General features: G+C 62.9%; 23 protein-coding genes. 7 read left to right on the top strand and 16 right to left on the bottom strand.

Going from position 1 to position 24,924, the window contains the following annotated elements:
* Positions 1-3: 3 nt before the first annotated feature.
* Complete coding sequence (locus ACZ881_RS09280; protein ID WP_476114533.1) at positions 4-2,721, top strand: aminotransferase class I/II-fold pyridoxal phosphate-dependent enzyme; 2,718 nt, start codon at positions 4-6, stop codon at positions 2,719-2,721.
* Here the strand turns inward: ACZ881_RS09280 and ACZ881_RS09275 are convergent.
* A complete protein-coding gene (locus ACZ881_RS09275; RefSeq protein ID WP_476114531.1) occupies positions 2,718-3,755 on the bottom strand; it encodes an LLM class flavin-dependent oxidoreductase in 1,038 nt (345 codons plus the stop codon). The two genes, ACZ881_RS09280 and ACZ881_RS09275, sit on opposite strands and share 4 nt — an antisense overlap.
* A 35-nt stretch (positions 3,756-3,790) precedes the next feature.
* Positions 3,791-4,348: a dihydrofolate reductase family protein gene (locus ACZ881_RS09270; RefSeq protein WP_476114529.1), complete on the bottom strand. Its 558-nt coding sequence runs from the start codon at positions 4,346-4,348 to the stop codon at positions 3,791-3,793.
* Between the two features lie 131 nt (positions 4,349-4,479).
* On the opposite strand from ACZ881_RS09270, the gene ACZ881_RS09265 reads away from it, so the two are divergent.
* A complete protein-coding gene (locus ACZ881_RS09265; RefSeq protein WP_476114527.1) occupies positions 4,480-4,929 on the top strand; it encodes a hypothetical protein in 450 nt (149 codons plus the stop codon).
* A 106-nt stretch (positions 4,930-5,035) separates the two neighbouring features.
* Positions 5,036-5,656 carry a DUF305 domain-containing protein gene (locus ACZ881_RS09260; protein WP_476114525.1) on the top strand — a complete coding sequence of 207 codons (621 nt, stop codon included), beginning with the start codon at positions 5,036-5,038 and terminating at the stop codon, positions 5,654-5,656.
* 92 nt (positions 5,657-5,748) lie between these two features.
* On the opposite strand, the gene ACZ881_RS09255 is transcribed toward ACZ881_RS09260, so the two are convergent.
* The 10 genes from ACZ881_RS09255 to ACZ881_RS09210 all read right to left on the bottom strand — a co-directional run bounded on the left by ACZ881_RS09255 (position 5,749) and on the right by ACZ881_RS09210 (position 16,525).
* Positions 5,749-6,288, bottom strand: coding sequence for a hypothetical protein (locus ACZ881_RS09255; protein WP_476114522.1), 540 nt, complete (start codon positions 6,286-6,288; stop codon positions 5,749-5,751).
* A 247-nt stretch (positions 6,289-6,535) separates the two neighbouring features.
* On the bottom strand, positions 6,536-7,480 hold the full coding sequence (locus tag ACZ881_RS09250; RefSeq protein ID WP_476114519.1) for an ABC transporter permease: 945 nt from the start codon (positions 7,478-7,480) through the stop codon (positions 6,536-6,538).
* Positions 7,470-8,201, bottom strand: coding sequence for an ABC transporter ATP-binding protein (locus ACZ881_RS09245; RefSeq protein WP_089595922.1), 732 nt, complete (start codon positions 8,199-8,201; stop codon positions 7,470-7,472). Before ACZ881_RS09245 ends, ACZ881_RS09250 begins: the two co-directional genes overlap by 11 nt.
* 96 nt (positions 8,202-8,297) lie before the next feature.
* Positions 8,298-9,443, bottom strand: a complete 1,146-nt coding sequence (locus tag ACZ881_RS09240) for an ABC transporter substrate-binding protein (RefSeq protein ID WP_476114516.1) — start codon at positions 9,441-9,443, stop codon at positions 8,298-8,300.
* A gap of 154 nt (positions 9,444-9,597) precedes the next feature.
* The gene (mmuM, locus tag ACZ881_RS09235) at positions 9,598-10,551 is read right to left on the bottom strand and encodes a homocysteine S-methyltransferase (protein ID WP_476114512.1); all 954 of its coding nucleotides are present in this window, start codon (positions 10,549-10,551) and stop codon (positions 9,598-9,600) included.
* 99 nt (positions 10,552-10,650) lie between these two features.
* Positions 10,651-12,054: a sulfate adenylyltransferase subunit 1 gene (locus ACZ881_RS09230; protein ID WP_476114509.1), complete on the bottom strand. Its 1,404-nt coding sequence runs from the start codon at positions 12,052-12,054 to the stop codon at positions 10,651-10,653.
* Positions 12,055-13,116, bottom strand: coding sequence for a sulfate adenylyltransferase subunit CysD (gene cysD, locus ACZ881_RS09225; RefSeq protein ID WP_442004535.1), 1,062 nt, complete (start codon positions 13,114-13,116; stop codon positions 12,055-12,057). It abuts the gene before it with no gap.
* Complete coding sequence (locus ACZ881_RS09220; protein ID WP_091469237.1) at positions 13,113-13,865, bottom strand: phosphoadenylyl-sulfate reductase; 753 nt, start codon at positions 13,863-13,865, stop codon at positions 13,113-13,115. The genes cysD and ACZ881_RS09220 overlap by 4 nt, the downstream gene beginning before the upstream one ends.
* On the bottom strand, positions 13,862-15,604 hold the full coding sequence (locus ACZ881_RS09215; RefSeq protein WP_178997384.1) for a nitrite/sulfite reductase: 1,743 nt from the start codon (positions 15,602-15,604) through the stop codon (positions 13,862-13,864). Before ACZ881_RS09215 ends, ACZ881_RS09220 begins: the two co-directional genes overlap by 4 nt.
* A 153-nt stretch (positions 15,605-15,757) precedes the next feature.
* The gene (locus ACZ881_RS09210; RefSeq protein WP_091469243.1) at positions 15,758-16,525 is read right to left on the bottom strand and encodes a sirohydrochlorin chelatase; all 768 of its coding nucleotides are present in this window, start codon (positions 16,523-16,525) and stop codon (positions 15,758-15,760) included.
* On the opposite strand from ACZ881_RS09210, the gene ACZ881_RS09205 reads away from it, so the two are divergent.
* Together ACZ881_RS09205 and ACZ881_RS09200 are read left to right on the top strand one after the other, a co-directional pair.
* Positions 16,526-17,197: a trimeric intracellular cation channel family protein gene (locus tag ACZ881_RS09205; RefSeq protein WP_091469247.1), complete on the top strand. Its 672-nt coding sequence runs from the start codon at positions 16,526-16,528 to the stop codon at positions 17,195-17,197.
* A gap of 13 nt (positions 17,198-17,210) precedes the next feature.
* Positions 17,211-17,636, top strand: coding sequence for a hypothetical protein (locus ACZ881_RS09200; protein ID WP_178997390.1), 426 nt, complete (start codon positions 17,211-17,213; stop codon positions 17,634-17,636).
* 180 nt (positions 17,637-17,816) lie between these two features.
* Here the strand turns inward: ACZ881_RS09200 and ACZ881_RS09195 are convergent, their stop codons facing one another.
* The 4 genes from ACZ881_RS09195 to ACZ881_RS09180 form a co-directional block, all read right to left on the bottom strand.
* Positions 17,817-18,686 (bottom strand): endonuclease domain-containing protein, encoded by an 870-nt coding sequence (locus ACZ881_RS09195; RefSeq protein WP_476114492.1) that lies wholly within the window; start codon positions 18,684-18,686, stop codon positions 17,817-17,819.
* A 579-nt stretch (positions 18,687-19,265) separates the two neighbouring features.
* On the bottom strand, positions 19,266-20,369 hold the full coding sequence (locus ACZ881_RS09190; RefSeq protein WP_091469256.1) for a polyprenyl synthetase family protein: 1,104 nt from the start codon (positions 20,367-20,369) through the stop codon (positions 19,266-19,268).
* 9 nt (positions 20,370-20,378) lie between these two features.
* Positions 20,379-21,722 carry a geranylgeranyl reductase family protein gene (locus tag ACZ881_RS09185; RefSeq protein WP_476114488.1) on the bottom strand — a complete coding sequence of 448 codons (1,344 nt, stop codon included), beginning with the start codon at positions 21,720-21,722 and terminating at the stop codon, positions 20,379-20,381.
* A 28-nt stretch (positions 21,723-21,750) separates the two neighbouring features.
* Positions 21,751-22,512: a demethylmenaquinone methyltransferase gene (locus ACZ881_RS09180; protein ID WP_017197159.1), complete on the bottom strand. Its 762-nt coding sequence runs from the start codon at positions 22,510-22,512 to the stop codon at positions 21,751-21,753.
* Positions 22,513-22,603: 91 nt separating this feature from the next.
* On the opposite strand from ACZ881_RS09180, the gene ACZ881_RS09175 reads away from it, so the two are divergent.
* Positions 22,604-23,959 (top strand): isochorismate synthase, encoded by a 1,356-nt coding sequence (locus tag ACZ881_RS09175; protein ID WP_179019558.1) that lies wholly within the window; start codon positions 22,604-22,606, stop codon positions 23,957-23,959.
* A gap of 158 nt (positions 23,960-24,117) precedes the next feature.
* Entirely contained in the window at positions 24,118-24,915 is a 798-nt protein-coding gene (locus ACZ881_RS09170) for an ABC transporter substrate-binding protein (protein WP_178997396.1), read from the top strand.
* Positions 24,916-24,924 lie beyond the last annotated feature (9 nt).

The following is a 24,924-nucleotide window of genomic DNA, read 5'->3' as shown; positions in this document are numbered from 1 at the left end:
CACATGAGCAACCCTTCCCCGTCCCTGAAAATCGGCACACCCAGCCGGGCCTGGCGGTCCCGTGCCGATGCGTGGGAGTTTTTGGGATACGCACTCAGGCAGCTTGCCTCAGCCCGACACCGGGAGTCCGGGCTGCTGTCCCAGATCGACCGGACCCTTGCCCTACTGATGTCGGTGGAACAGTACTGGGCTGAACCGGGAGTCGGCGCCGTGGTCCAGTTGCGCCAGTTGATCGACGACGGCGAATCACAGGCCGCGCTCCAGCTTCTGGGGGGCTTGTCCAACCTTCCGCTCGCTTCTGCGGGGGAAACGGTTGCGGTGCCGCGCGGAGAGGTTGTGGACGAGGAAGTTGTTGACCAGCCCGAGCCGGCTGAGCGGCCACGCTTTGAGGTGGTGGTGGTTGACACCGTTGACCCCGACGAAGCCGAAGCACTGAAGAACACCATGGCTGCCCAGAGGCGGCCGTCTGATGCTTTCACTTACACCGTCAATGTGGTTCCCAGCTACGAAGATGCCTTGGTTGCCGTCATGCTCAACCCCGCTATCCAGTCTGTTGTCCTTCGGCCGGGCTTCGCACTCCGCAGCTCACATCTGCTGGGCAGCGACCTCCGACGCTTCCTGGCCCGGCATACCCCGGCGGACCTGCAGGACTCGCGGCCCATCAGACGGATTCTTGGATTGGCCGACGCGATCTCAGGGCTTCGGCCCGAGCTGGACGTCTACCTGGTGGCAGGGGTTTCCATCGAATCGCTGGCGGGATCGCTCACCAGGAAGTTCAGGCGGATCTTCCGGAGGCAGGATCATTTGGACCTGCATCTGTCGCTTTTGTCCGGGGTAGCGGAACGGTACGAAACACCGTTCTTCACCGCCCTCCAGGAATACAGCCGTCGCCCCGCCAGCGTCTTCCACGCGCTGCCAATTTCCAGGGGAGCTTCCGTCGGGAGTTCGCCGTGGATCCGGGACATGGCCGATTTCTATGGGACGAACCTGCTGTTGGCCGAAACCTCTGCCACCTCCGGCGGGCTGGACTCACTGCTCGATCCCCACGGATCCATCAAGCGGGCACAGGAGCTGGCTGCCCGCGCGTTCGGGGCTCAGCGAACCTACTTCGTCACCAACGGCACGTCCACAGCCAACAAGATCGTGCATCAATCGCTGCTTGCTCCCGGCGACGTTGTCCTGGTGGACCGAAACTGCCACAAGTCCCACCACTACGCCTTCGTGCTCGCCGGTGCCCGCGTTTCCTACTTGGACGCCTACCCTTTGGACAAGTACGCCTTCTACGGCGCTGTTCCCCTGGCGAGCCTGAAACGCAGGCTCCTGGAGTACCGGCGGGCAGGCAGGCTCCATGAGGTGAAGATGGTGACCCTCACCAACTGCACTTTTGACGGCGTTGTCTACGACGTCGAAAGGGTCATGGAGGAATGCCTTGCCATCAAACCCGACTTGGTTTTCCTCTGGGACGAGGCGTGGTTTGCCTTCGCCCGCTCCCATCCCGTGTACCGCCGTCGAACCGGCATGGCAGCTGCTGCCGCTTTGGAGGCCTCGTTCCACAGCCCTGCCTACGCTGCCCGGTACGCCGAACAGGCGGCCGCCCTGCACGACCCGGTCACCGGTGAACCCGTGGATGAGGACGCCTGGCTCAACACCCGGCTGATTCCCGATCCCGCGAAGGCGCGGATCCGGGTCTACGCCACGCAGTCCACCCACAAGACCCTGACATCCTTGCGGCAGGGTTCCATGATCCACGTCTTTGATCAGGATTTCGCTGGCTCCAACCAGGAGTCGTTCCGCGAGGCTTACATGACCCACACGTCCACCTCACCCAACTACCAGATTCTGGCGTCCCTGGATATCGGAAGGCGACAGGTGGAGCTGGAAGGGTTCGGCCTGGTTCAGCGGCAATCCGACCTTGCGGTTTCCGTGGCCCAGGCTGTTGCCAGGCATCCGCTGCTGAAGAAGTACTTCCGGGTGCTGACCTCGCGGGACCTCATCGGTTCGATTTATCGGGAAACCGGCTCCAGCATGCCGCTGCGGGACGGGCTGGCCGAACTGGAGGATGCCTGGCAGCGGGACGAGTTCGTCATCGATCCCAGCCGCCTCACACTGGACATCAGCAAGACAGGGATCGACGGCGATACTTTCCGCCACAGCTACCTCATGGACGATCACGGTATCCAGGTGAACAAAACGTCCCGGAACACTGTGCTGTTCATGACCAACATCGGCACCTCCCGCAGCTCCGTGGCCTACCTGATCGAGGTCTTGGTGAAGCTCGCCGAGAGTTTTGAGAATCCACATCCTGCGGCGCGGCAGCGGACTCTTCCCGCGTCATCCGATGCGCCCCGCCCGACTCCCCCGCTGCCCGACTTCAGCACGTTCGCCGCGCGCTTCCGCGTTGACGATGCCTGCGAGGACGGGGACATCCGGGCAGCTTACTTTGAGAGCTACAAGCCCGATTCCACTGTGTACCTGTCCGCAGCTGAGGTAGCTGCAGCGGTTTCCACGGGACAGGAAGTGGTCTCGGCAGGTTTCGTCACGCCGTATCCCCCGGGCTTCCCCATCCTTGTCCCGGGCCAAGTGATTACACGGCAGACGCTCGAATTTATGGATGCCCTGGACACCCGCGAAATTCACGGATTCGATCACGACCGCGGGTATCGGGTCTTCGTTGAGCCGTTATCGTTTTCGGCTGCAGGGGTGGCAGCGGTGGCTTCCTAGGCCTTCGCGTTCCACCCGATCGTCGGGGCGATGTGCTTCGCGACGTTGCCCAAAAGCTTGGCGTTGTAATCCACACCCAACTGGTTGGGTACCGTGAGCAGGACGGTGTCTGCCGCTTGGACTGCGGCGTCCTTGGCCAGCTCCTCAGCCAGGGCGTCCGGCTCGCCGATGTAGCTCTTCCCGAAACGGGACAACGCGCCGTCGAGAATTCCTACCTGGTCCTGGCTGTCCGCTTGGGCGCGGAGGCCGAAGTAGTGGTTGTCGACGTCGTCCACAATCGGTATCACGCTGCGGCTCACGGAAATCCTTGGTTCAAAGTCGTGTCCGGCTGCAGCCCACGCCTCGCGGAACATCTGGATCTGCTCTGCCTGCAGCTCGTCGAAGGGCACCCCCGTGTCCTCGGTGAGGAGGGTGGAGCTCATGAGGTTCATGCCTTGCTCGGCTGACCAAACGGCTGTTTTCCGTGTTCCGGCACCCCACCAGATTCTTTGCGGGAGGCCGGGCGACTGGGGCTGTATGGGCAGCAGACCTGTGGCTCCGCCGGCGTAATGGGGATCCGCTTCGGCAACGCCGTGCCCGGCAATCGCTTTGCGGAACAGTGCTGTGTGGCGCCGGGCCATGTCCCCGCCGTCTTCGCCGTCTTCCGGGACGTACCCGAAGTTCGCGGCCCCGTTCCGTGCGGGTTCGGGTGAACCACGGCTCACGCCGAGCTGCAGACGGCCGTCGCTGATGAGGTCCGTGGCCGCTGCTTCCTCGGCCATGTACAGCGGGTTCTCGTAGCGCATGTCGATCACGCCGGTGCCCATTTCAAGGCGCGTGGTTCGGGCTGCGATGGCTGCTAGCAACGGGAAGGGCGAAGCCTGCTGCCGGGCGAAGTGGTGGACTCGGAAGAACGCGCCGTCTATACCCAGCTCCTCGGCAGCCACCGCCAGTTCGATTCCCTGCTTAAGTGCTTCTCCGGCCGTTGGTACGAGGGAGCCCGGGACACGTGCCCAATGTCCGAAGGAAAGGAAGCCGATCCGTTTGTTGTGCATGTTCGGGACAACACTTCGAGCCGTGTGGTAATTCCTCAATCAGCCCGTCGATAGTGCATGGCCACCGCACCGTTGCTGAGCGGATCGGCCGAGATCAGCTCCAGGCGCCGGGTGCCGGGCAGTCCGCCCTGATACAGGGTGGGGCCGTGGCCGGTGATCATGGGGTGGACGAGGAATTTGTACTCGTCGATCAGATCCAGCCGGTCCAGTTCTGTGGCAAGTTTGCCGCTGCCCACGAGCACCCCGCCTGGAGTCTTGTCCTTGAGTTCCTGCACCGCCGTTCGCAACTCACCGACCAGGTGATGGCTGTTGGTCCAGGGGAAGTCGCTGCGCGTTGCCGATACGACGTACTTGGGCTTGGTCTCCAGACTAAGCGCCCACTCGCGTAGGGCTGGTGGTGCGTCCACCTCGCCGCGGGCAACCAACGGCCAGTAGTCCTCCATCATTTCGTAAGTAGTACGGCCCCAGAGCATTGCTCCACTGTGGTCCAGGAGGTGGGTGAAGTGGGCATGCGTCTCGTCATCGGCGATGCCCTCCCTATGATCGACGCAACCATCGAGCGTGACGTTGATGCTGAACGTAAGAAGGCCCATCCGACGATTCTAGGCTTCGACGGCAAATGAGCATAGAGTAGAAAATTGTCGGAACGCATACCCACCCGGGGTATGCTCGCACTCTCTGGACAATGGTCAAAACAGGACAGAGAAGGAGGTAGTGGAGCATCATGAAAAGGCCGATCTCTCCTCAAACTCCTGCAGCCCTCCTCGGGCGTCTTACCTTCCTCTGGCGGGTCTCGCTCCTGCTTCTGGTGGCAGCCGTCATGGCGGGCATCGTCGGAATGCACGTGGTCAGCGGATCTCATGGCGCCCACCCTGCAAGCTCTGCGTCACCTGTCATAGCTGCCGAATCTACGCTCCACGTTCACGACACCGTGCAGCTCCACGGGAGCCCGCCCGCTGATGCGGACAAGTGCACGTCTGGAAGCTGCTCCTGCACCCAGGCGACCACCACCAACTGCATCCCTTCGCTACAAACAGGTTCCTTGGCCGCTCCGCCTCCAGCCGTTGCTCTCGGAATAATCCCTGTCTCGTGGGAACTTCACAATCTCCCCCGCTCCTGGTCCTACCAGCCCCTCGGTCCTACACCCGGGCAGCTCTGTATCAGCCGTACGTAAGCACCGGCGCGGCCCGCGACAGCCGGGCCCGCTTATCCCATCACCATCTGCTTACCCCTCGGCGGCTGACAAACGCCCGCCTAAATTTGCAAAGGACCTTTTTCTGATGAACAGGACTCACTTCACTTTTACCGGAGCCGCTGTCGCAAGCCTGATTGCGCTGGCCGGCTGTGCCTCGAACGCCGGATCCGATTCCATGCCGGGGATGGACCACGGAGGTTCCGGCACTTCCGTCAGCCCTTCGGCGAACAGCAGCGACGCCGGGCACAACGCAGCAGACACGATGTTCGCCCGGATGATGATTCCCCACCATGCCCAAGCAGTGGAGATGTCCGACGCTATGCTCGCGAAGACTGACATCCCGCCCGCAGTAACCGCCTTGGCCGTCAAGATCAAAGAAGCCCAGGCACCCGAGATCGAGAAGATGACGGCTTGGCTCAAGAGCTGGAACGAGTCGGCCACGATGCCCGCCAACGGCCACGGTGGCCACAGCATGGACGGCATGCTGAGCGACGCCGACCTCCAGAAACTGAAGGATGCCCAAGGCATGGAAGCGGCCAAACTCTTCCTGACCCAGATGATCGCGCATCATGAAGGCGCCGTCAGCATGGCCAAAACCGAGACCAGCCAAGGCAAGAATCCCGAGGCCGTTCAGCTTGGCAAGGACATCATCGCCGCCCAGGAAGCTGAGATTAGGGAAATGCAGGATCTCCTGGCCGAACTCTAGCCTCACGGTGTGGTGATGCAGAGGCCCGACGGCGGAAGGTCGCCGTCGGGCCTCTGCCTGTTCGCTCTGTTGGCGGGCAAAGTACGCGAGCCCTAAAGAGTGCTCGGATCAATGACTGTTGTCGGGAACGGCTTGACCGGATTTAGAGGGGCGATACTGATGATCTTCCAACCGTCTTCGGTCTTGGCAAGGTCAACTTTCTGGCCGTAGACGTAGCCCTCGTCAGGACCCTGCACACCGCTGACCGGCGAGTGTTCCAGATGCGTCTGCTCAGAAAGCTCTACCCTGGCGCCGCTCTTGGTGGCAGTGAGTTCCTTGAGGGTGATCTCGGATGCGCTGGCCGTCAAGAAAACATTATGGGGTGCTAGCGCGTCCCTGCGTTGACGGAGTTTTCCGTACTCCAGCTCAGTGCGTTCAACGGCGTCCGGCACGAAATCCTGACTGATTTCTTCCGTGGTGGACGAGAACCCAACAACCACTTGATGATTCCTGCGGTCGATTGCCCGCTCGATGAGGGTCTGAATGGCGGCTTTCTCTCCGGCATCCAGCTGCGGGGTTGGTGCTGTACACGAGGATACGGCCAGTAGGGCAACTACCGCAGCAGATACCGTCACTCTTCGCTGCATGATCATAAGTTGCCACCTTTCACACGACTCCCGGGAACCGCCTCCCCCAATTGCAAGGCTGGTGGAAACCTAGCAGTTTGCCCGCTGGGAGACCAGATCCGGCCGCGTCGCGGGCTACGTGTAGTGGGTTCGGTTGCCGCACCGCTTACCGCCGATCGCCCCCGTAACCGCTGGTGCAAACGGCGCGAAAGGGTGCGGACTCGGCGAAGAAGTGGTGCGCGCGGCGCAAAGTGGTGCGCCCGCCCGCCGGGACTTAGCGGCTGCTGCCCGCCAGCAAACCCCGGCGTTGCAGCAAACGCTTCTCGATGGGCCCGAACACCAGGATCTCGATCAGAATGCCCACGAACAGGATCAGCAGGATCGCGGACATCACGATTGTCATATCGGAAAGGAGCCGGCCTTGGTCCAGCAACGAGCCAAGCCCGAAACCAATGGTGCCGCCCACTGCGATGATTTCCGCGGCCATGAGTGAACGCCAGGAGAAGGCCCAGCCCTGCTTCAAACCGCCGATGTAACCGGGAAGTGCGGCGGGCAGGACAATCTGCAGTGCCATCTGGAGCCGGTTCGCGCCAAGGACTGTGCCCACGCTGCGGTACTGCGGCGGGATCTGGTCCACACCGGAAATGAGCCCGTTGATGATGGACGGGATGGCGCCCATGAACACTACGAAGTAGACGGTGGCGTCGGTCAGGCCGAACCAGATGATCGCTGCGGGAACCCAGGCCACGGAAGGGAGCACCTGCAACCCGGAAATCAGCGGCCCGAACGCACGCCGCAAGGGAGCTACCTGGGCCAGGATCAACCCCACGGGAGTAGCGATGACCACCGAAATCAGGAAGCCGATCACACCACGTTGCAGTGATGTCCACACAGCTTCCTGGACTTTTCCTTCGCCCCACATCGTCACGAATTGGGTGAGGACATCCAGCGGCCCGGGAACTAGGTCTCGGCGCTTGAACTCAAGCGAAACGTAGAACTGCCACGCGAGGATCAGGACCACCAGCGCGGCAACGGGCAGCAGCACCCGCTTCCAGTCGATACCGGCCTTGCGTCGGCTGTCCGACTGGAGGTTGTCCAGCCCGGCTTCCAGGTCCCGGAGCTCGGAGGCGTTGCCCTTCAGCGACGGCGAAGTGATGTGCTCTTTGGATTCAGTCACGGGAAGGGTCCGCTCTTCGGTGGTAATGGGGTTACTTGGCATGGCGGCGGATCTCCTCGCGAAGACGGCGGGTAATAACTCCGGTCAGCTCCCCAGCGCGGCCGGCATCGGTACGGTGCTCCTCCGTGACATCCCATTCAGCCACCACACGGCCGGGACGCGAGGACAAGAGCAGTACGCGCTGACCCAGACGGACGGCCTCGCGCACGTTGTGGGTGACGAACACGATGGTCCGGCCCGTTTCCTTCCAGATCCGCTCGAGTTCGTCGTGCAGAAGGTCGCGGGTGATCGCATCGAGGGCAGCAAACGGCTCATCCATCAGCAGCAACTGTCGGTCTTGAGCCAAGGAACGGGCCAACGCAACGCGCTGCCTCATGCCACCGGACAGCTCGTGGGGACGCTTATCCCCCGCGCCGCCCAAGTGCACCAGTTCCAACAGTTCGGTGGCACGTGCACGCCGGCTCGCCTTCGTGCTGGACTTGTCCGCCAACTGCAAAGCCAACTCGATGTTGCCCCTCGCCGTCAGCCACGGGAACAGGGCTGCGTCCTGGAACATGAAGGCAGCGCCGTCGCTGGGGACTTCAAGAGCGCCCGACGTCGGCGGTTCCAGTCCCGCCATGATGTTCAGGAGGGTGGACTTTCCGCAGCCGGACGCACCGAGGAGGGCGACGAACTCGCCTTGAGCGATGGTGGCGTTGACGTCGTCCAGCACCGGGGCGCCGTCGCCGAAGCGCTTGCCCAGGTTCTCGAGTACGACTGGCATGGTCCCGTCCTTCATGTTGATTGGTAGAGCTGATGTGGCCAAAGGCCGGCCCGCTTCCCCTGTGGATGAGAGGGAAGCGGACCAGCCTGTTACTGCTTAGTCCTGGCCGAGTCCTGCGGCCGAGGTTTTCTTGCCTTCAACCTCGTTCAAGGTGCGGAGGTCGAAGATGCCGTTGATGTCGGCCTGCTTGGTGGTGCCGGCCTTGACGCCGTCTTCGAGCAACTTGTTGTACGTTCCGGCCAGCGGGTCGGTGGTGAACTTGATGTTCTGCAGCGCCCGTTCAATCACGTTCGCCGGAAGCGGCTTGCCCGCAGTGTCCTTGAGGACCGCGTTGATGGTGGTCGCCTTCTCGGAAGCGGAAGCGCTATTCAGCCAGTTCACGGACTCCACGTGGCCCTTCAGGAGCGCCTTCACGGTTTCGGGGTGTTCAGCGGCGAACTTCTTGTTCACGATCAGGATGGTGGTGGTGAAGTCACCGTTCTCCCACAGGTCCTTCTCATCAACCAGGACCTTCGCACCGGCTTCAAGCACCAGGCGGGAGGCCCACGGCTCCGGCAACCACGCGCCGTCGAGCTTTCCGTCGGTGAAGAGCTTCAGCGACTGGGCGTTCTCGGTCGGGTTGATGTTCACATCGCCGCTGCCATCGGTGTTGGTCTTGAAGCCCTGGTCACCGAGCCAGGCGCGGAGTGCCACGTCCTGGGTTCCGCCGAGCTGCGGGGAGCTGAGGATCTTGCCTTTGAGGTCCGCGGCGGAGTTGATCTCCGGCTTGACCACCAGCTGGGCACCGCCGGAGGCGGCACCGGCGATGATGCTGATGGACTCGCCGTTGCTCTTGACGAAGGAGTTGATGGCCGGGTTCGGGCCGATGTACGTGGCATCGATGGCGCCGGCGTTCAGGGCTTCGATTGCGGCGGGGCCTGCGTTGAAGACCTGCGTGCTGAGCTTGGTGTCGCCGAGCTCCTTGGCGATCAGGCCCTTGCTGGTGCCTACCAGCGCGGGGCCGTGGGTCACGTTGCTGAAGTAGCCAAGCTTCAGCTCAGCAGCCGGCGTCGTGGTAGGCGCCGGGGCGGCCTGGTTGTTCTGCGAAACAACGGAAGCGACTGCGGCGCCCGCACCGATGAGGAGCACCAGGCCGACGGCCAGGGCGATCTCTACTGTGCGGCGGCGCTTGGGCTTGGGTGCGGTCTCACCGGCAACGATGCGGGTGGTGCCGGTGTTGGGTGACTCGGGGGTGTTAGCCATGGGGGTGGGTCCTTAGGGAGGTGGGATGCGAGCGGGGCGAAGATCAGGCCCCGTGACATCGCCCGTCGAGGGCAAGCAAGGACCATTCCGGAGAGGTCATGCCTTCACAGTAGGGACTGTCATATTTCGGCTTCAATCCCGTAGAAATCAAGGTTCACGCAGGTTCACGTGACGTCATATTCGCTGCCAGGCCTTCAATGTCGCGCGGAGTTGTGCGGCAGCAGCCACCTATGAGACGGGCGCCCCGGTCCTGCCAAACGGCTGCGTTGCCGGCCAAGGTTCCGTTGCCCTGAACACCCTCCGACGGACCCCACGTCTTGGTCACGGCATCGTAGCTCTCCCCCGAATTCGGATACGCGACCAGCGGCTTGTTCAAGGTCAGCTGCAGGGTGCCGAGAGCTTCTGTCACCAGGTCCAGCGGCACGCAATTTACGCCGACGGCGGCCACCCGCGGTTCCGCGCCGAGCAGAGCTGCCACGTCCGCAATCGGCGTTCCGTCACTGATGTGGCCGCTGTCCCGCAGCGTGAACGTAAACCAGGATTCGACGTCGAACTCCGCCACGAGCGCCAACAGCGCGTCCGCTTCGGCGAACGACGGCAGCGTCTCGCACGCCAGGAAATCCGCGCCGGCTTCAACGAGAGCGGCAATGCGGGGCCGGTGGAAGTCCCGGAATTCCGCGGCGGAAAGCGTGTAATCGCCCCGATACTCAGAGCCATCAGCCAGGTAGGCGCCGTAGGGACCCACGGATCCGGCTACCAAAAGCGGCCCACAGGCAGAACCCTCAGCCAAGGCTTCCTGGCGGGCTTCATCGGCCAACCGGACGCTCAACGCCACCAGCTCCAACGACTCATCAACGGACAACCCGCGCCGCGCAAAACCCTGCGGAGTCGCCTGGTAGCTGGCGGTGATGGCCACGGAGGCTCCGGCGTCGAAATAGTCGCGGTGGACCTGCTTGATCAGGTGCGGCTGCTCGAGCAGGACCTTGGCTGACCACAATGCGTCTTCCAGATCGCAGCCGTGAGCCTCCAATTCCGTGGCCAACGCACCGTCCAGGACCAGGTCCTTGCCGGCGTTGAGGAGCGTGCTGAGCGTTGTGTTCTGTGGCATGGGTCCTTCCCAAAAAAGAAAACCGCAGCCTGTTCGAAATTCCCGCCGTACAACGTGAGGAGTCGCGAACAAGCTGCGGTTTTGTGACTACGTATGACCCTAGATGACGTAACGTTCGTCTTCGTGGTCGCCCGGGTGGTCCTTGACCAAACCGGCGGCAAGGGTGTTGCCGTCGATGGGGTCGATCACCAGGAAAGCGCCGGTGCGGCGGTGGTGCAGGTAGTTCTCCAGTGGCAGCGCAGCGGACAACCGGAGCTGTGCGTGTCCGATGTCGTTGAGCTCCAGGTTGGACGCGGGCTCCACGTTGAACGTGGCCAGGTCCAGCTTGCCCGTGACGTTCCGGACCAGGGCCTGGACCGTGCGTGTACCGTGCTTCACCAGGACCTTCTGGCCTTCGCGGAGCGGCTTGGGTGAGAGCCATGCCAACGACGCGTACAGGTCAGCTGTGCTCTCACGGACAGTCCCGGCAGCAGCGATGGTGTCGCCACGGGCGATGTCGATCTCGTCGGCCAAACGAACGGCCACCGATTGCGGAGCTGCGGCCTCCTCCAGCGATTGGCCGGCGAAGTCGATGCCGATCACCGTGGTGGTGCGCGGCTCGTGGCCCGGGCTGATGACGGATACTTCGTCGCCAACCTTGACGGAGCCCTCGGTGATCTGGCCGGCGTAGGCGCGGTAATCGCGGTACGCCTCCGCATCGAGCCCGGCGGCAACAGCGTCCGGAGCCAGGGCACCCTGCGGACGGATCACCAGCTGGACCGGAAAGCGGAAGCTCTCCAGTTCGGCCTCGAGTTCGTCAGCAGCCGGGAGGGTTTCGAGGACCTCCAACAGTGCAGGACCGGTGTACCAGGGGGTGCGCTCGGAGCGGTCCACCACGTTGTCACCATCAAGGGCCGAAACAGGAACCACCAGCAGATCAGCAACGCCATCGGAACCCAGCCCAAGCTCACGCGCAACCTTCTGCACGTCGGCTTCGATGTCGCGGAATACCTGCTCGCTGAAATCAACAAGGTCGATCTTGTTCACGGCAACAATCACGTGGGCAACGCGCAGCAGCTGCAACACGGACAGGTGACGGCGGGTCTGCTCCAGCACACCCTTACGGGCGTCGATAAGTACGACGACGGCATCCGCAGTGGACGCGCCGGTCACCGTGTTCTTGGTGTACTGAACGTGGCCGGGGCAGTCCGCCAGGATGAAGCTGCGGCGGTCCGTGGCGAAGTAGCGGTAAGCGACATCGATGGTGATGCCCTGCTCGCGCTCGGCGCGCAGTCCGTCGGTCAGGAGGGCGAGGTCAATCCCGCCCTTTTCTCCGCCGAAGCCGCGGTCCGCGGAGGTGCGGGCAACGGCGTCGAGCGTGTCAGCAAGAATCGCCTTGGAATCGTGAAGGAGGCGGCCCACCAAAGTGGATTTACCGTCGTCCACCGACCCGGCGGTAGCGAAGCGGAACAGGGTTGTGGGCAGGGCTGTTTCCAGCCCGGCAGGCAGTGTTTCGGTGCTCATTTAGAAGTAGCCGTCCTTCTTGCGGTCTTCCATGGCTGCCTCGGAGATGCGGTCATCTGCTCGGGTGGCGCCACGTTCGGTCAGGGTGGAGGCAGCGACTTCAACTACGACGTCGGCCACGGTGCGGGCATCGGACTCGACGGCACCGGTGCAGGACATGTCGCCCACGGTGCGGTAGCGGACCAGCTTGGTGATGACTTCCTCGTGCGGCAACGGTTCGGAAACCTCGCCTACCGCGCGCCACATGCCGTCGCGGGCGAAAACTTCGCGCTCGTGGGCGTAATACAGGCCGGGGAGCTCAATGTTCTCGCGCTCGATGTAGCGCCAGATGTCCAGCTCGGTCCAGTTGCTGATGGGGAACGCGCGAACGTGCTGGCCCACGGTGTGGCGGCCGTTGTACAGGTTCCACAACTCAGGACGCTGGTTGCGCGGATCCCACTGGCCGAACTCGTCACGCAGGCTCAGGATGCGCTCCTTGGCGCGGGCCTTGTCCTCGTCACGACGGCCGCCGCCAAATACGGCGTCGAACTTGTTGCGCTGGATGGCATCCAACAGCGGGACGGTCTGCAGCGGGTTGCGGGTACCGTCGGCGCGCTCGGCCAGCTCACCGCGGTCGATGAACTCCTGCACCGAGCCGACAACCAGCTTCAAGCCGAGGCGCTCAACCGTGCGGTCCCGGAAGTCGATGACCTCGGGGAAGTTGTGGCCCGTGTCCACGTGCAGGACGGGGAAGGGAACCTTGCCCGGCCAGAACGCCTTGGTGGCCAGATGCAGCATGACCACGGAATCCTTGCCGCCGGAGAACAGCAGCGCAGGCTTCTCGAACTCGGCAACAACTTCACGAATGATGTGAATGGCCTCGGATTCGAGGGTGTCCAGGCTGCTCAGGCGGGACGAGCCGCCGTCTGCCGCCCCCGCCCCTGCGCCGCGCGGCTGATCTTCGATCAGCCCAGCGCGCGGCTCCGACAGGCCCGAAGCCACTCCCTGGGCGGCAGACGGCGTCTCTAGGTCGCTTTCCAGCACGTCCAGCTCCAGTTCCTCGTTCGTAGTTTGAGTGCTCATGTGTGTAGTCCGCATTCTGTCTTGTCGGATCCTGCCCAGCGGCCGGCTCGGGGGTCTTCACCCGGGGCCACTTTGCGGGTGCAGGGCTGGCAGCCGATGGACGGGTAGCCCTGGCTCAGGAGGGGGTTGACGGGAAGGATGTTGTCCTCGGAGTACTCGATCAGCTGATCGAAGGTCCAGTCGACCATCGGGTTCACCTTTACCAGGCCGAAGCCCTCGTCCCAGGTGATCACCGGGGTGTTGGTGCGGGTGGGGCCCTCGTCGCGTCGGACACCGGTGAACCACACCTCGTAGCCGGCCAGCGAACGGCGCAGCGGCTGGACCTTGCGCAGCGCGCAGCACTGGGCGGGGTCGCGGGCGAACAGGTCCTTGCCGAGCAGGCGATCCTGTTGTTCCACGGTGTTCTCCGGAAGAACGTCCACTACGTTGACGCGCAGGTTCGCTGCAACTTCGTCGCGGGTCTCGTACGTTTCCTTGAAGTGGTAGCCGGTCTCCAGGAACAAAACGTCGACGCCGGGAAGCTGGTCCGCGACCAAAGCCGGAAGGACGGCGTCAGCCATGGAACAGGCGACCGTCACCGTGGGCAGCTCGAAGTTGCGGGCCACCCAGGCGATGACGTCCCGGGCGGGGGCGTTCCAGCCCAGCTCAGCGGCGCCTTGTTCGGCCAGGGCCTTCAGCTCTTCATGGGAACGCAGTGCCGGACGGGCTGCTGCGCTGGCGAGGTTGGTAATCGTGACGGGATCTGTCATTGGAGATCTCCTTCATCTGCCGAGTGTGCCCACTCTGCGAAGGTCTGGCCCTCGGCGCCCACGGCGACAAATTTACGGACCACGCGCTCCACGTAATCGGGCAGGTCTTCCACCGTGACCTTGAGGCCGCGGACGGTACGTCCCAAACCGGCTTCCTCGCGCTCGTTGTTGGCCAGCCCGCCACCGAGGTGGACCTGGAAACCCGGAGTGGGGTCGCCGTCGGGCGTTGGCAACATCATGCCCTTCAGGCCGATATCTGCCGTCTGGATACGTGCGCAGGAGTTCGGGCAGCCGTTGATGTGGAGGGACAGTGCCGACGGCAGCTGCTTGGTCTCTACGAGGTCCACCAAGCGGCGCTCCAGCTCAGCGATGGCCGTGGCTGCCGTGACCTTGGTTTCAACGATGGCCAGCTTGCAGTATTCGATGCCCGTGCAGGCGATGGTGCCGCGGCGGAACACGGACGGACGGGCGGAGAGGCCCAAAGTGTCCAGCTCTGCGATGAGCGGTTCAACCTGCTCCTCGGCCACGTCCAGGATGACGAGCTTCTGGTGAGGGGTAGTGCGCAAGCGGTAGCTGCCGTGCTTCTCCAGGGTGTCCGCCAGCGTGACAAGTGCCTCGCCGGATGTGCGGCCCACAGTAGGGGTCACGCCGATGAAGAACTTGCCGTCCTTCTGCTCGTGAACGCCGATGTGATCGCCGGGGGCCGTGGGCTTGGGAGCAGCAGGGCCGTCGGGAAGCTTGAAACCGAGGTATTCGTCCTCCAGGATTTGGCGGAACTTGGCCGGTCCCCAGTCGTTCATGAGGAACTTCAGGCGTGCCTTGGTGCGCATGCGGCGGTAGCCGTAGTCGCGGAAGATGCTGGTGACGCCGAGCCATACTTCAGCGGCAACGTCAGCGGAGACGAACACACCAAGGCGTTCGGCCAGGCGCGGGTTGGTGGACAGGCCGCCGCCGACCCAGAGGTCGTAGCCGGCACCGAGTTCAGGGTGGACAACGCCCACCAAGGCGAAGTCGTTGATCTCGTGCACCACGTCCTGGGACGGGTGGCCCGTGATGGCGGTCTTGTATTTGCGGGGCAGGTTGGCCAGCTCAGGGTCGCCGATGAAACGTTCGGCGAGCTCGTGGATCAGCGGGGTGGGATCGATGATCTCATCCTTGGCGATGCCCGCAACCGGGGAGCCGAGGATGACACGGGGAACGTCGCCGCAAGCCTCGGTGGTGGACAGGCCAATGCCTTCAAGGCGGCGCCAGATTTCCGGCACATCCTCAACGCGGATCCAGTGCAGCTGGATGTTCTGGCGGTCTGTGAGGTCGGCCGAGCCGCGGGCGAAGTCCACGGAAATCTGGCCGATGACGCGAAGCTGCTCGGTGGTCAGCGCACCGCCGTCGATGCGCACGCGGAGCATGAAGTACTTGTCTTCGAGCTCGTGCGGTTCAAGCGTTGCGGTCTTGCCGCCGTCGATCCCGGGTTTGCGCTGGGTGTAGAGGCCCCACCAACGGAAACGACCGTGAAGGTCCGTGCCGTCGATCGAATCAAAGCCCTCTTTGGAGTAGACAGACTCAATCCGCTCACGGACGTTCAGCCCGTTGTCTTCCTGCTTCCAGGTTTCGTTGGCGTTCAGTGGAGCGGTGCCGTCAACCTTCCACTGGCCGTGGGGCTTGGCGGCAGGGCGGGTGCGTGCCGGACGCGAGGGGACTGCGGTGTCCGAGGACGCACCGGCTACAGCTGTATCTGTCATACATCGACTGTAGGTCTGGCTAGTTTTCGCCAGCAAAGGTCCGGAAACGCGAAGTCACCTAGGGAAACATTTCGTCACGAACACGCCAGCGGCCTTGTCCGAAGGACCTGTTTTGTGCAGGTCCATTTGGCGCTTTTCCCGCGTGAATAAAGGTTAGGAGAGCCTTTCCAACACTGCGTCGTAACGTTCCAGCGCGATCTCTGCCAGCACCGTCGACGGAAGCAAAGGAGCCGACACAATGTCCGCGCCGGCCTTTGCCAGTTGGTCGTGGAAATAACCGGTCGCCAGCAGGTAGGAGGCAATGAAGACCCGTCCGGTCCCACCGTCGGCGGCGAGTTCGGCACGCAAGGAGGCGACGCCGTCGGGCACTGTTGGCTGGGCGCTGGCGCCATAGGCGACCCGGACCTTGTTGGGCAGCAGCTCACCGAGGAGTCGCGCCTGCTCTTCCGAGTCCACCGAGCCGTCCGGAAGGGACGATCCCGCGGCAGCCAGCAGCACGCCGTCGTTCTCCTGCAACCCAGCCGCACGCAGGTGCGTGGTCAACAGCTCAGCCAGACGGGGATCCGGTCCCAGCGGCTTGGCAGCCACTACCTCGGGGCGGCTCTTGATGGCTTTGGGAACGTCCACCTTGATGTGGAAGCCCGTTGAGAGCAAAAGCGGTACGACGACGGCGGCAGTCCCCTCGGGCAGGCCCTCCACCACACCGCCCAACTCGGGTTCCTGGACGTCAACGTACGCTTCAACCACGCGCAAACCGGGGCGGAGAGTTTCAATTTCAGCCATCACGCGCCGGATGGCTGCTTGGCCTTCGGCGTTGCGGGTTCCATGGGCGCAAGCGATCAAAACGGGGCTGTTCATGGGAGCTAGCGTAACGTTGAGCCAGCACCTGTTGTGAAGCACGTTAAGAAAGAACCAGTCCACTTGATTTCCTTTGACATTGTTCTTCTTTGGCTTGACCTCATCGGCGTGTTCTTTTTTGCTGTGTCGGGCTCGTTGTTGGCCGCCCGGAAGCAGTTCGACTTTGTTGGTTCGGTGCTGCTCGCCTCCATCGCGGCGCTGGGCGGTGGGGTGATCCGCGACATCGTGATCAACGCCGGCCCCCCGATCGCCTTCACAAACCCCGCCTACCTCGCCCCGCCTGTGCTGGCAGCATTGCTGGTCTACTACCTTTTCTCGTCAGTGCAGCGCTTCACGTCCCTTTTAACGTTGTTCGACGCCGGCGGATTGGCGTTGTTCTGCATCACCGGCACCCTGAAAGCCATCAGTGCGGGCATGAACCCGGTGGCTGCGATCCTCCTGGGAGTCACCACCGGAGTGGGCGGCGGCCTGCTCCGTGACATCACCGCCAACGAGATCCCCACCTTGTTCAACAACCGCGATATCTACGCGCTGCCTGCCTTCGTGGGCGCCGGTTTGACCACGTTATTGTGGCACCTTGGCCTCTTTAGCGGGCTTACGGCCTGTGTCATTGCCGGTGTTGTTTTCACTTTCCGGGTGACCGCATGGCGCCGCGGCTGGTATGTGCCCCTGGCTGTGCGTGGTTGGCATCGCGCAGGCACCGGTGGGGGCGCAATTTCCGGTGCCCGGGATTAGCTAGGATAAGAGCATGACTGACATGTTCCTCGAGAAGTTCCGCGCGCTGGTCCCAAAGTATCTCGAGGATGAATGGCAGGAAGAAGACGGCCTCACGCCCGACGAACTGGACGACGCCCTCTCCGATCACTCCTTCACCATCCCGCTGGTCCTGCGCGAGTTCTACCTTGCAATCGGCGGCTGCGAGGACCTCATGGAGGCTTACCACTACTTCTGGGATCCCGAGGAACTCGAGGTGGACGACGAAGGCTTCCTCATGTTCCTTGAGGACGAGGACGAGCAGTTCACCTGGGGCTTCCGCACCGCCGACCTCAGCATCCCGGACCCCATCGTCTGGCGCCGCAACAACGCCCGCGGCCAGTGGAAGAGCGAAGAGGGCACGTTCTCCGAGTTCGTGTTCGACATGTTCGAGTGGGCATTCAACGACGACGAAGACTAAGTTCCCGTTTTGGAGCAGCCCCTTCCCACCCATTCCGGGTTGTGAAGGGGCTGTTTTATTGGGACCCTGTGCGGCCACCACCCACTTTGATTTTGGGCCTGCCCTGACACGCCGCTTCGGGGGTTTGTTGCCAGAAAGTTGGGGTCAAAGTAGGTGGTGGCGGTACAGGCCCAGAGGGGCTCACGACGGCGGAACCCACCCTGGCGCGTACCTCGCCGGCGCGTAGCGGCCAACTTCCCTGTTGCGCAGAACTGCCATGACTTCGGCGACCATCCTCTCTGGGTGATGAACGACGTCGACGTAGTAGTAATGGAGGGTCAATAGGCCTCTGCGCATGGCTGCGTTGTTCCTATATTGATCCTTCTTGACCTGTTTTCCCTCAAGGTGCGTGCCGCCGTCGAGTTCTACAATCAGGCATTCGTTAACCAAGCAGTCCACCTCCCCTACGCCCGGGACGTCCACATGCATCTGGACTTTAAGACCTGCCCTGGTGAAGTGGGTGTGCGCGAGGACTTCCAGGAGCGAGTCGGCCCGAGGCAAAACCAAGTCCAGGATTTCGCGAACTTTGCCATTCCTGTTGCCCGGAAGCTTTGATTTCAGGAAATCTATGGACAGCAGTGCTTGGCTAACTGCGCTCTGCACCATGACCAGTGCTTCAAGTTCCCGTAGGCATCTGAGGGCGTGGATCAGGACATCGGCCACCCCCGCTATGGGTAGATACGAGTGGACTGGATGCAGGCAGGCCCCGTGGTGGACTACACCCCGTCTCGCTTGTCCCGTGCTGCAGCTGAGATGGAGAGCGTCTACGCCTCCCAGGGTCCAGAGACCATAGAAGCGCGCTGCCGAGACGCAGGTAAGTAAGCCGTCGGCTCGAAAGGCGGCAACGACGTCGGGGTCTGATACCCGGGACGTGTAGACGCCGCGATGAAGGCGATTGACTACTCCGTCCCTCACCGCGTTTGCGAGCATGCGGCGAGTGAAGCCCGCAGTCTGCAGGGTCCGAGTGGTCGCTGCTCCGCGCCGGCTTCGGAGGAAATTGTCGATGTCCATGTAGCCATGCTGAGTTCGGCAGGGACCCTGAGATGGCCGCAAAGTCCCCTATGTGGATAACTGCTGTGTACCTCCACCACTAGGTTTGGCGGCCCTGAGGTTATGACACACCCTACTTCCGGCGAGTCCCTCACTTCCAAGATTCAAAGTTGGTGATGAAGGATCGGCGTTTGGCTGTAAATTGCGCTGCGGGAACGGGAAAGCCATTGACGCCGGGAGTTGCATATGTGACAGGATTGTCATAAGCTTTTCACGGATCCACTAAATGCCTCCGGTGGGTCTGATGCGAACGGAGATTGTGGTCCCGGTTCGGTGCAGCGTATGACTCGTAACGTTGCAGCGAGCCGGGGCCATTCCGTTTTTCGGGGGGACTAAGAGTTTGGGCGCGTACGGCCACCACCCCCTTTGATTCCACCGAGGGCACAACACACCGCATCCACCGGCGTGGCACCACCCTCGCAGGCTCAAAGTGGGTGGTGAAGGTACCGGGTCCACCAAGGCTGCGGGCCCAAAATGTGGGGAAACAAAAAGCAGGCGCCCGGCCTATGAAAAGTCCGGACGCCCGCCAACCCAAAAAAACTAGCTGCTGCGGTCCACCACTGCGTGGGCAAAGTTGGTCAGTGAGGCCTTCACGACGCCCTCCGGCAGCGGGTCAAGGGCAGCAACTGCCTCGGCGGACCACTGGCGGGCAATCTTCCAGGACTCCTCGGTGACCGGGTGCTCGCGCAGACCGGCAACAACCTCAGCCAGAGCCGAGTCGGAGGACAAGTCGCCGTCCACCAGTTCCAGAAGTGCACTGGCCGAGGCATCGCCCGCGGCAGCATCACGGCGAAGCAGCAGGACAGGCAGAGTGGGAACACCCTCGCGGAGGTCGGTGCCCGGGGACTTGCCGGATTTGACCTTGACACCGGTGACGTCGATGACGTCGTCGGCGAGCTGGAAGGCTACGCCAACCTTCTCGCCGTACTCCACCAGCAGGTCCTCGAAGGACTCGTCGGCACCGGCGAAGATCGCCCCGAGTTGGCCGGACGCTGCAACCAGTGAGCCGGTCTTGTCAGCAATGACGGACAGGTAGTGCTCTACGGGATCTTCGTCTTCGCGAGGGCCCACGGTTTCGTGGAGCTGGCCGAGGCACAAGCGCTCAAACGTGCGGGCCTGGATGCCAAGGGCACGCGAACCGAGCTCGGACACCAGGATGGAAGCGCGGGCAAAGATGAGGTCGCCAGTAAGGATCGCCACCGAGTTGCCCCATACCTCGTGGGCAGTGGGAGCACCGCGGCGGAACGGAGCTGAGTCCATCACGTCGTCGTGGTACAGCGTGGCAAGGTGCGTCAGTTCCACCACAACAGCGGCCTGGACAACCTCGGGACGTGAAGCATCGCCGAGGTGGGCACACAGCAGAGTAAGCAGCGGACGGATGCGCTTTCCGCCGGCTTCCACCAGGTGGCGCGACGTCGCATCAGCCAATGGGTCCGAGTTGGAAATAGCTTCGCGGAGCTTCTTCTCCACCCGGGCAAGGTTGGTGGTGATGGCAGGGCCGAGCTCGGGATCGCCCGCAATGGCAGCGAATCCGGCGGGCAGCTGGAGTCCCGTTGCGATTGCAGTGGTGTTGGGAGCAGGCTCAACAGCCTGCGGCAAGCCGTGCCCGGCATGCGTCCAGCTGTGTTCGGCAGAGTTCGTCACGGGTTAACCCTAACTAGTTGTTGCGGAAACCGCGGAGTCGGTGCCTGCCGGCGTAAGGGCGCTGGCAGGGGAAGTGTTGGACGTAGCCGGAACCAGCATCTCGAAGACCCGGATTACGCGGTCTTCGAAGCCCTTGGCGGACGGATCCGTGAGATTCGCGAGCATTCGAACCACAAAGCGCATGAGCACCGGAATTGGCATGCCCGTGCGCAGTGCAAGTTTCATCACGGCAGGCTTCCCGATCAAGGAAGCAAACATCCGGCCCAGCGTGAAGTGCGATCCCCACTGGTCCCGCACATAGTCCGCGTACCGCGAAAGGTGGGCATCGGCGTCGTGCGTGGACCAACCGGCCGAAGCCGACCGCGAAGAAGCGTCAATCAAGAACTCGGCCGCGAACCGGGCCGATTCCATCGCGTAGGAAATTCCCTCGCCGTTGAACGGCGACACCATGCCGCCGGCGTCGCCCAGCAGGAGCAGCCCGGGTGAGTAGTGCGGCGTGCGGTTGAAGCCCATGGGCAGCGCGGCGCCGCGGATCTCCCCCACCTGATTTTCCGGCGTGAAGCCCCAATCGGAGGGCATGCCGGCGGTCCATTCGCGAAGAACCTGCTTGTAGTCGAGCTTGCCGAATTCCTTGGACGAGTTCAGGATGCCGAGGCCCACGTTGGACGTGCCGTCGCCAACACCAAACACCCAGCCGTAACCGGGCAGCGGCTTACCGGACTTGCCTGGAAGTTCCAACCAGCCTTCCATCCAATCGTCGTCGTGCCTGGGCGAGGTGAAGTACGTGCGCACCGCGACGCCCAGCGGACGGTCGTCACGTTTGTGCATACCCAGCGACACCGCGGTTCGTGTCGAGTTTCCGTCCGCGGCGAGTACGACGTCGGCGTGGAAGTCGCGCGTTTCGCCCGTCTTGCGTCCGGACTCGTCAAGGATGGAAGCCCGGGCGCCGACCACGCGGCCATCTTCAGCCGTCAACGCGGAGGTGACGCTGTGACGTTCAAGCACGACGGCGCCCGCGGACTGAGCGTGACGGGCCAGGTCCTCGTCAAAACCGAGGCGGGTCCGGATCAGGCCGTACGTGGGAAAGTCAGCTACCTCGGGCCAAGGAAGTTCAATGGTGCGACCGCCGGCAATGAGGCGGAGGCCCTTGTTGCGCCTCCACCCTTCGGAGACCGCGTGGGGCAGCCCGAGCTTCTGGATCTCGCGGACGGCGCGCGGAGTCAGGCCATCGCCGCATACCTTTTCACGGGGAAAGGAAGTCTTTTCCAGCACCGTGACATCGATGCCCTGCTGGGCGAGGTAATACGCAGCGGTGGACCCTGCCGGGCCCGCGCCAACAATCAGTACTTTCACAACGTCCTAATTCAACAGGCAGTGCTGGTTAGCCGGCCTGGTGGCGCGGCTTTATCTGGCGGCGGAGCTTTGCCACGGGAACACTTTCGCGGTGCTCGCCGGGCTTCTGTGCACGGTGGACAGCAACGATTCCGCCGCTGAGGTTGCGGTACGTGATGTCCGTCCAGCCGGCATCACTGAGCCACTGGGCCAAGTGGTCCTGGTCCGGCCAGGCACGAATGGACTCGGCGAGGTACACGTAGGCGTCCGGGTTGGAGGAGACCTTGGTGGCGATCGCCGGGAGCGCACGCATCAGGTATTCGGTGTAGAGGTTGCGCCACAGCGGAACCACGGGGTGGGAGAACTCGGCGATGACCAGGCGGCCGCCGGGCTTGGTGACGCGCAGCATTTCCTCGAGGGCCTTGCGGGGTTCCACCACGTTGCGGAGGCCGAAGGAAATGGTGGAAGCATCGAAACTGTTGTCAGCGAACGGCAGGTTGGTGGCGTCACCGGCGATGAAGTCAATGTCCGGGCGGCGGCGCTTGCCCACTTTGAGCATGCCCAGGGAGAAGTCGCAGGCCACTACGTCCACGCCGGCATCAGCGTAGGGTTCGCTGGAAGTTCCTGTGCCGGCAGCCAGGTCAAGGACCTTCTGGCCTACCTTCACATCCATGGCGTCAACCACGATCCGCCGCCAACGCCGCGTCTGCCCCATGGACAGGACATCATTGACGACGTCGTATTTTGGGGCGACATCATCAAACATCGTCGCAACTTCGTCCGGACGCTTTTCCAAGGATGCTCGGTTCACCCTGTAATTGTCTCAGACATTCAGCCGACTTTGCTGCGCTGTAGAAGTCGGCTCAGATTCTGGCTGCGCGCGGGAGTACTGTTGTTCCATCATGACGAGCACGCTCCGTACCTTGACAGTCCCCCTCGATGTTGAATCATCCTCCGGGGGGCTGCCGTCGTTTCTGGTGCGGGACGACGTCCTTTGCTGGTCCCGCCGCGAGGCCGGCCTGGTGGGCTACGGCGAGCTAACGCGCTTCAATGCCACCGGCCCCGAGAGATTCCTTGAGGCCGATATCTGGTGGCGCCACCTCATTCTTGAGGCGGAAATCACGGACCACGTTGAGGTCCCCGGCACGGGCCCTGTGGCTTTCGGCTCGTTCGCCTTCTCCAAAACCTCTCCGCACGTTTCCCGCCTGATTCTTCCCGAGCTGGTGGTTGGCATCCGCGACGGCCGCGCCTGGGCCACCCAGTTAACGTTCGACGACGGCCCCCTCACCGAGGCGGGCGTCCTCGCCTCGGTGGACCGCTGGCTCACTGAGCCGGAGCCCAACGGTGACGGTTCAGCGGCAGGAGGGTCCGACGTCGGACTCTCACCGGAGGCGGTTGCTGCGGACGGTTCCGCGGGTCACCTTAGCCGTGGTTCCCTGAGCGAGGCCGCTTGGATGCAGGCAGTTTCCAACGGCGTGGAGGAGATCCGTGCCGGGAAGCTGGAAAAGCTTGTGCTGGCGCGCGACGTCGTGGCCAACCTCCCCGAGGGTGTGAACGCTGCGGAGGTGCTTCGTCAGCTCGCCGCAAGGTACCGGGAATGCTGGACGTACGGTGTGGACGGGCTCGTGGGTGCTACGCCGGAGATGCTGATTCAGGTGGAGGGCCGCACTGCACAGGCCCGCGTGCTGGCAGGAACCTTGGATCGCCGCGATGCCGACGGCATGGACGGCTCCCCCATGGAATATGCGGAACGGGTTTTGGCCGGTTCGGAAAAGCAGCGGCACGAACACGAGATCGCCATCGATTCGCTCACGCGGCAGTTGGCGCCTTTCTCGGAGGCGATGAATTCCCATAGCGAACCGTTCATTCTGGAGCTGCCCAATGTGTGGCATTTGGCCTCGGACGTGAAGGCTGAGCTGGCGGACATCGAGGGACACGTTCCCACTTGCCTTGCCCTGATCAACGCTTTGCATCCCACGGCGGCGGTCTGCGGAACGCCCACGCTGATAGCTGGTGCGCTGATCCGCAAACTCGAGCATCTGGACCGTGGCCCGTACGCCGGACCGGTGGGTTGGCTCGACGCTGCAGGAAACGGTGAATGGGGTATCGCGCTCCGCGGCGCGGTCATCGAAGACGCCAACACGGTGCGCCTGTACGCAGGTTGCGGGATCGTTGAGGGCTCCCAGCCGGAGGCAGAATTGGCCGAAACGTGGGCCAAGTTCCGGCCAATGCTTGAAGCGCTGGGCATCAAGCGCTGAATCTGGGATCCCAGACGCGGCTGCTGCTGGAGAGGTTGATAACTGGGTAAACTTGTTATCCAATAGTGAAACTTCGTTTCCTGTGATGCACATCTCACGTTCGGCGCTACACTAAAACCGACTCAGTTCAGCATCCACCGCAACAAAAGGTAAACAACATGCAGATCTCCCGTTCGGTTCTGTCCGGCACCAAGATTGCCGCCGTCCTGGCAGCCGGCGCCCTGGCCCTGACCGCCTGTGGTGGTTCCTCCACCCCCGCCGCCTCCTCCGAGTCGGGCCTCAAGCTCATCAACGCCGGCAAGCTCACGGTTTGCTCGGACGTCCCTTACGAGCCCTTCGAATTCCAGAAGGACGGCAAGATCGTCGGCTTCGACATGGACATCGCCGCCGAGCTGGCCAAGGATGTCAAGGCCGAGCTCAACGTGGTGGACAGCTCCTTCGAAGCCATCGAGACCGGCACCGCACTGACCGGTTGCGACGTCTCCATCTCCTCGATCTCCATCACTGACGTCCGCAAGAACGTCATGGACTTCTCCACTCCTTATCTGGACGATGACCTGACCCTCGTGGCCACGTCGGCTTCCGGCATCGATAACCTCGATGGCGCAAAGGGCAAGAAGGTGGGCGTCCAGCAGGCCACCACCGGCGCCCAGTACGCCAAGGACAAGGGAATTGACGCCCAGCAGTTCGAAGACTCCGGCCTCCTGGTCCAAGCCCTCAAGGCCGGCACCATCGACGCCGCCGTCGGCAACCAGTCCGTCCTCGGCTACGCCATCAAGGACGATTCCAACCTCAAGCGCGTTGAAGACTACGCAACGGGCGAGAAGCTGGGCATCTCCATCAAGAAGGGCAACACCGCCATGACGGATGCCGTGAACGCCACGCTGAAGCGCATCACCGACGACGGCACCCTGAAGAAGTTCGAGACCACCTGGTTCGGCGAAGCCACCAAGTAGTCCGAGCCC

Source organism: Paenarthrobacter sp. TE3676, assembly GCF_056279165.1.
Note: the sequence above shows the minus strand (reverse complement) of the source record. Positions and strands in the feature narration are given on the sequence as shown.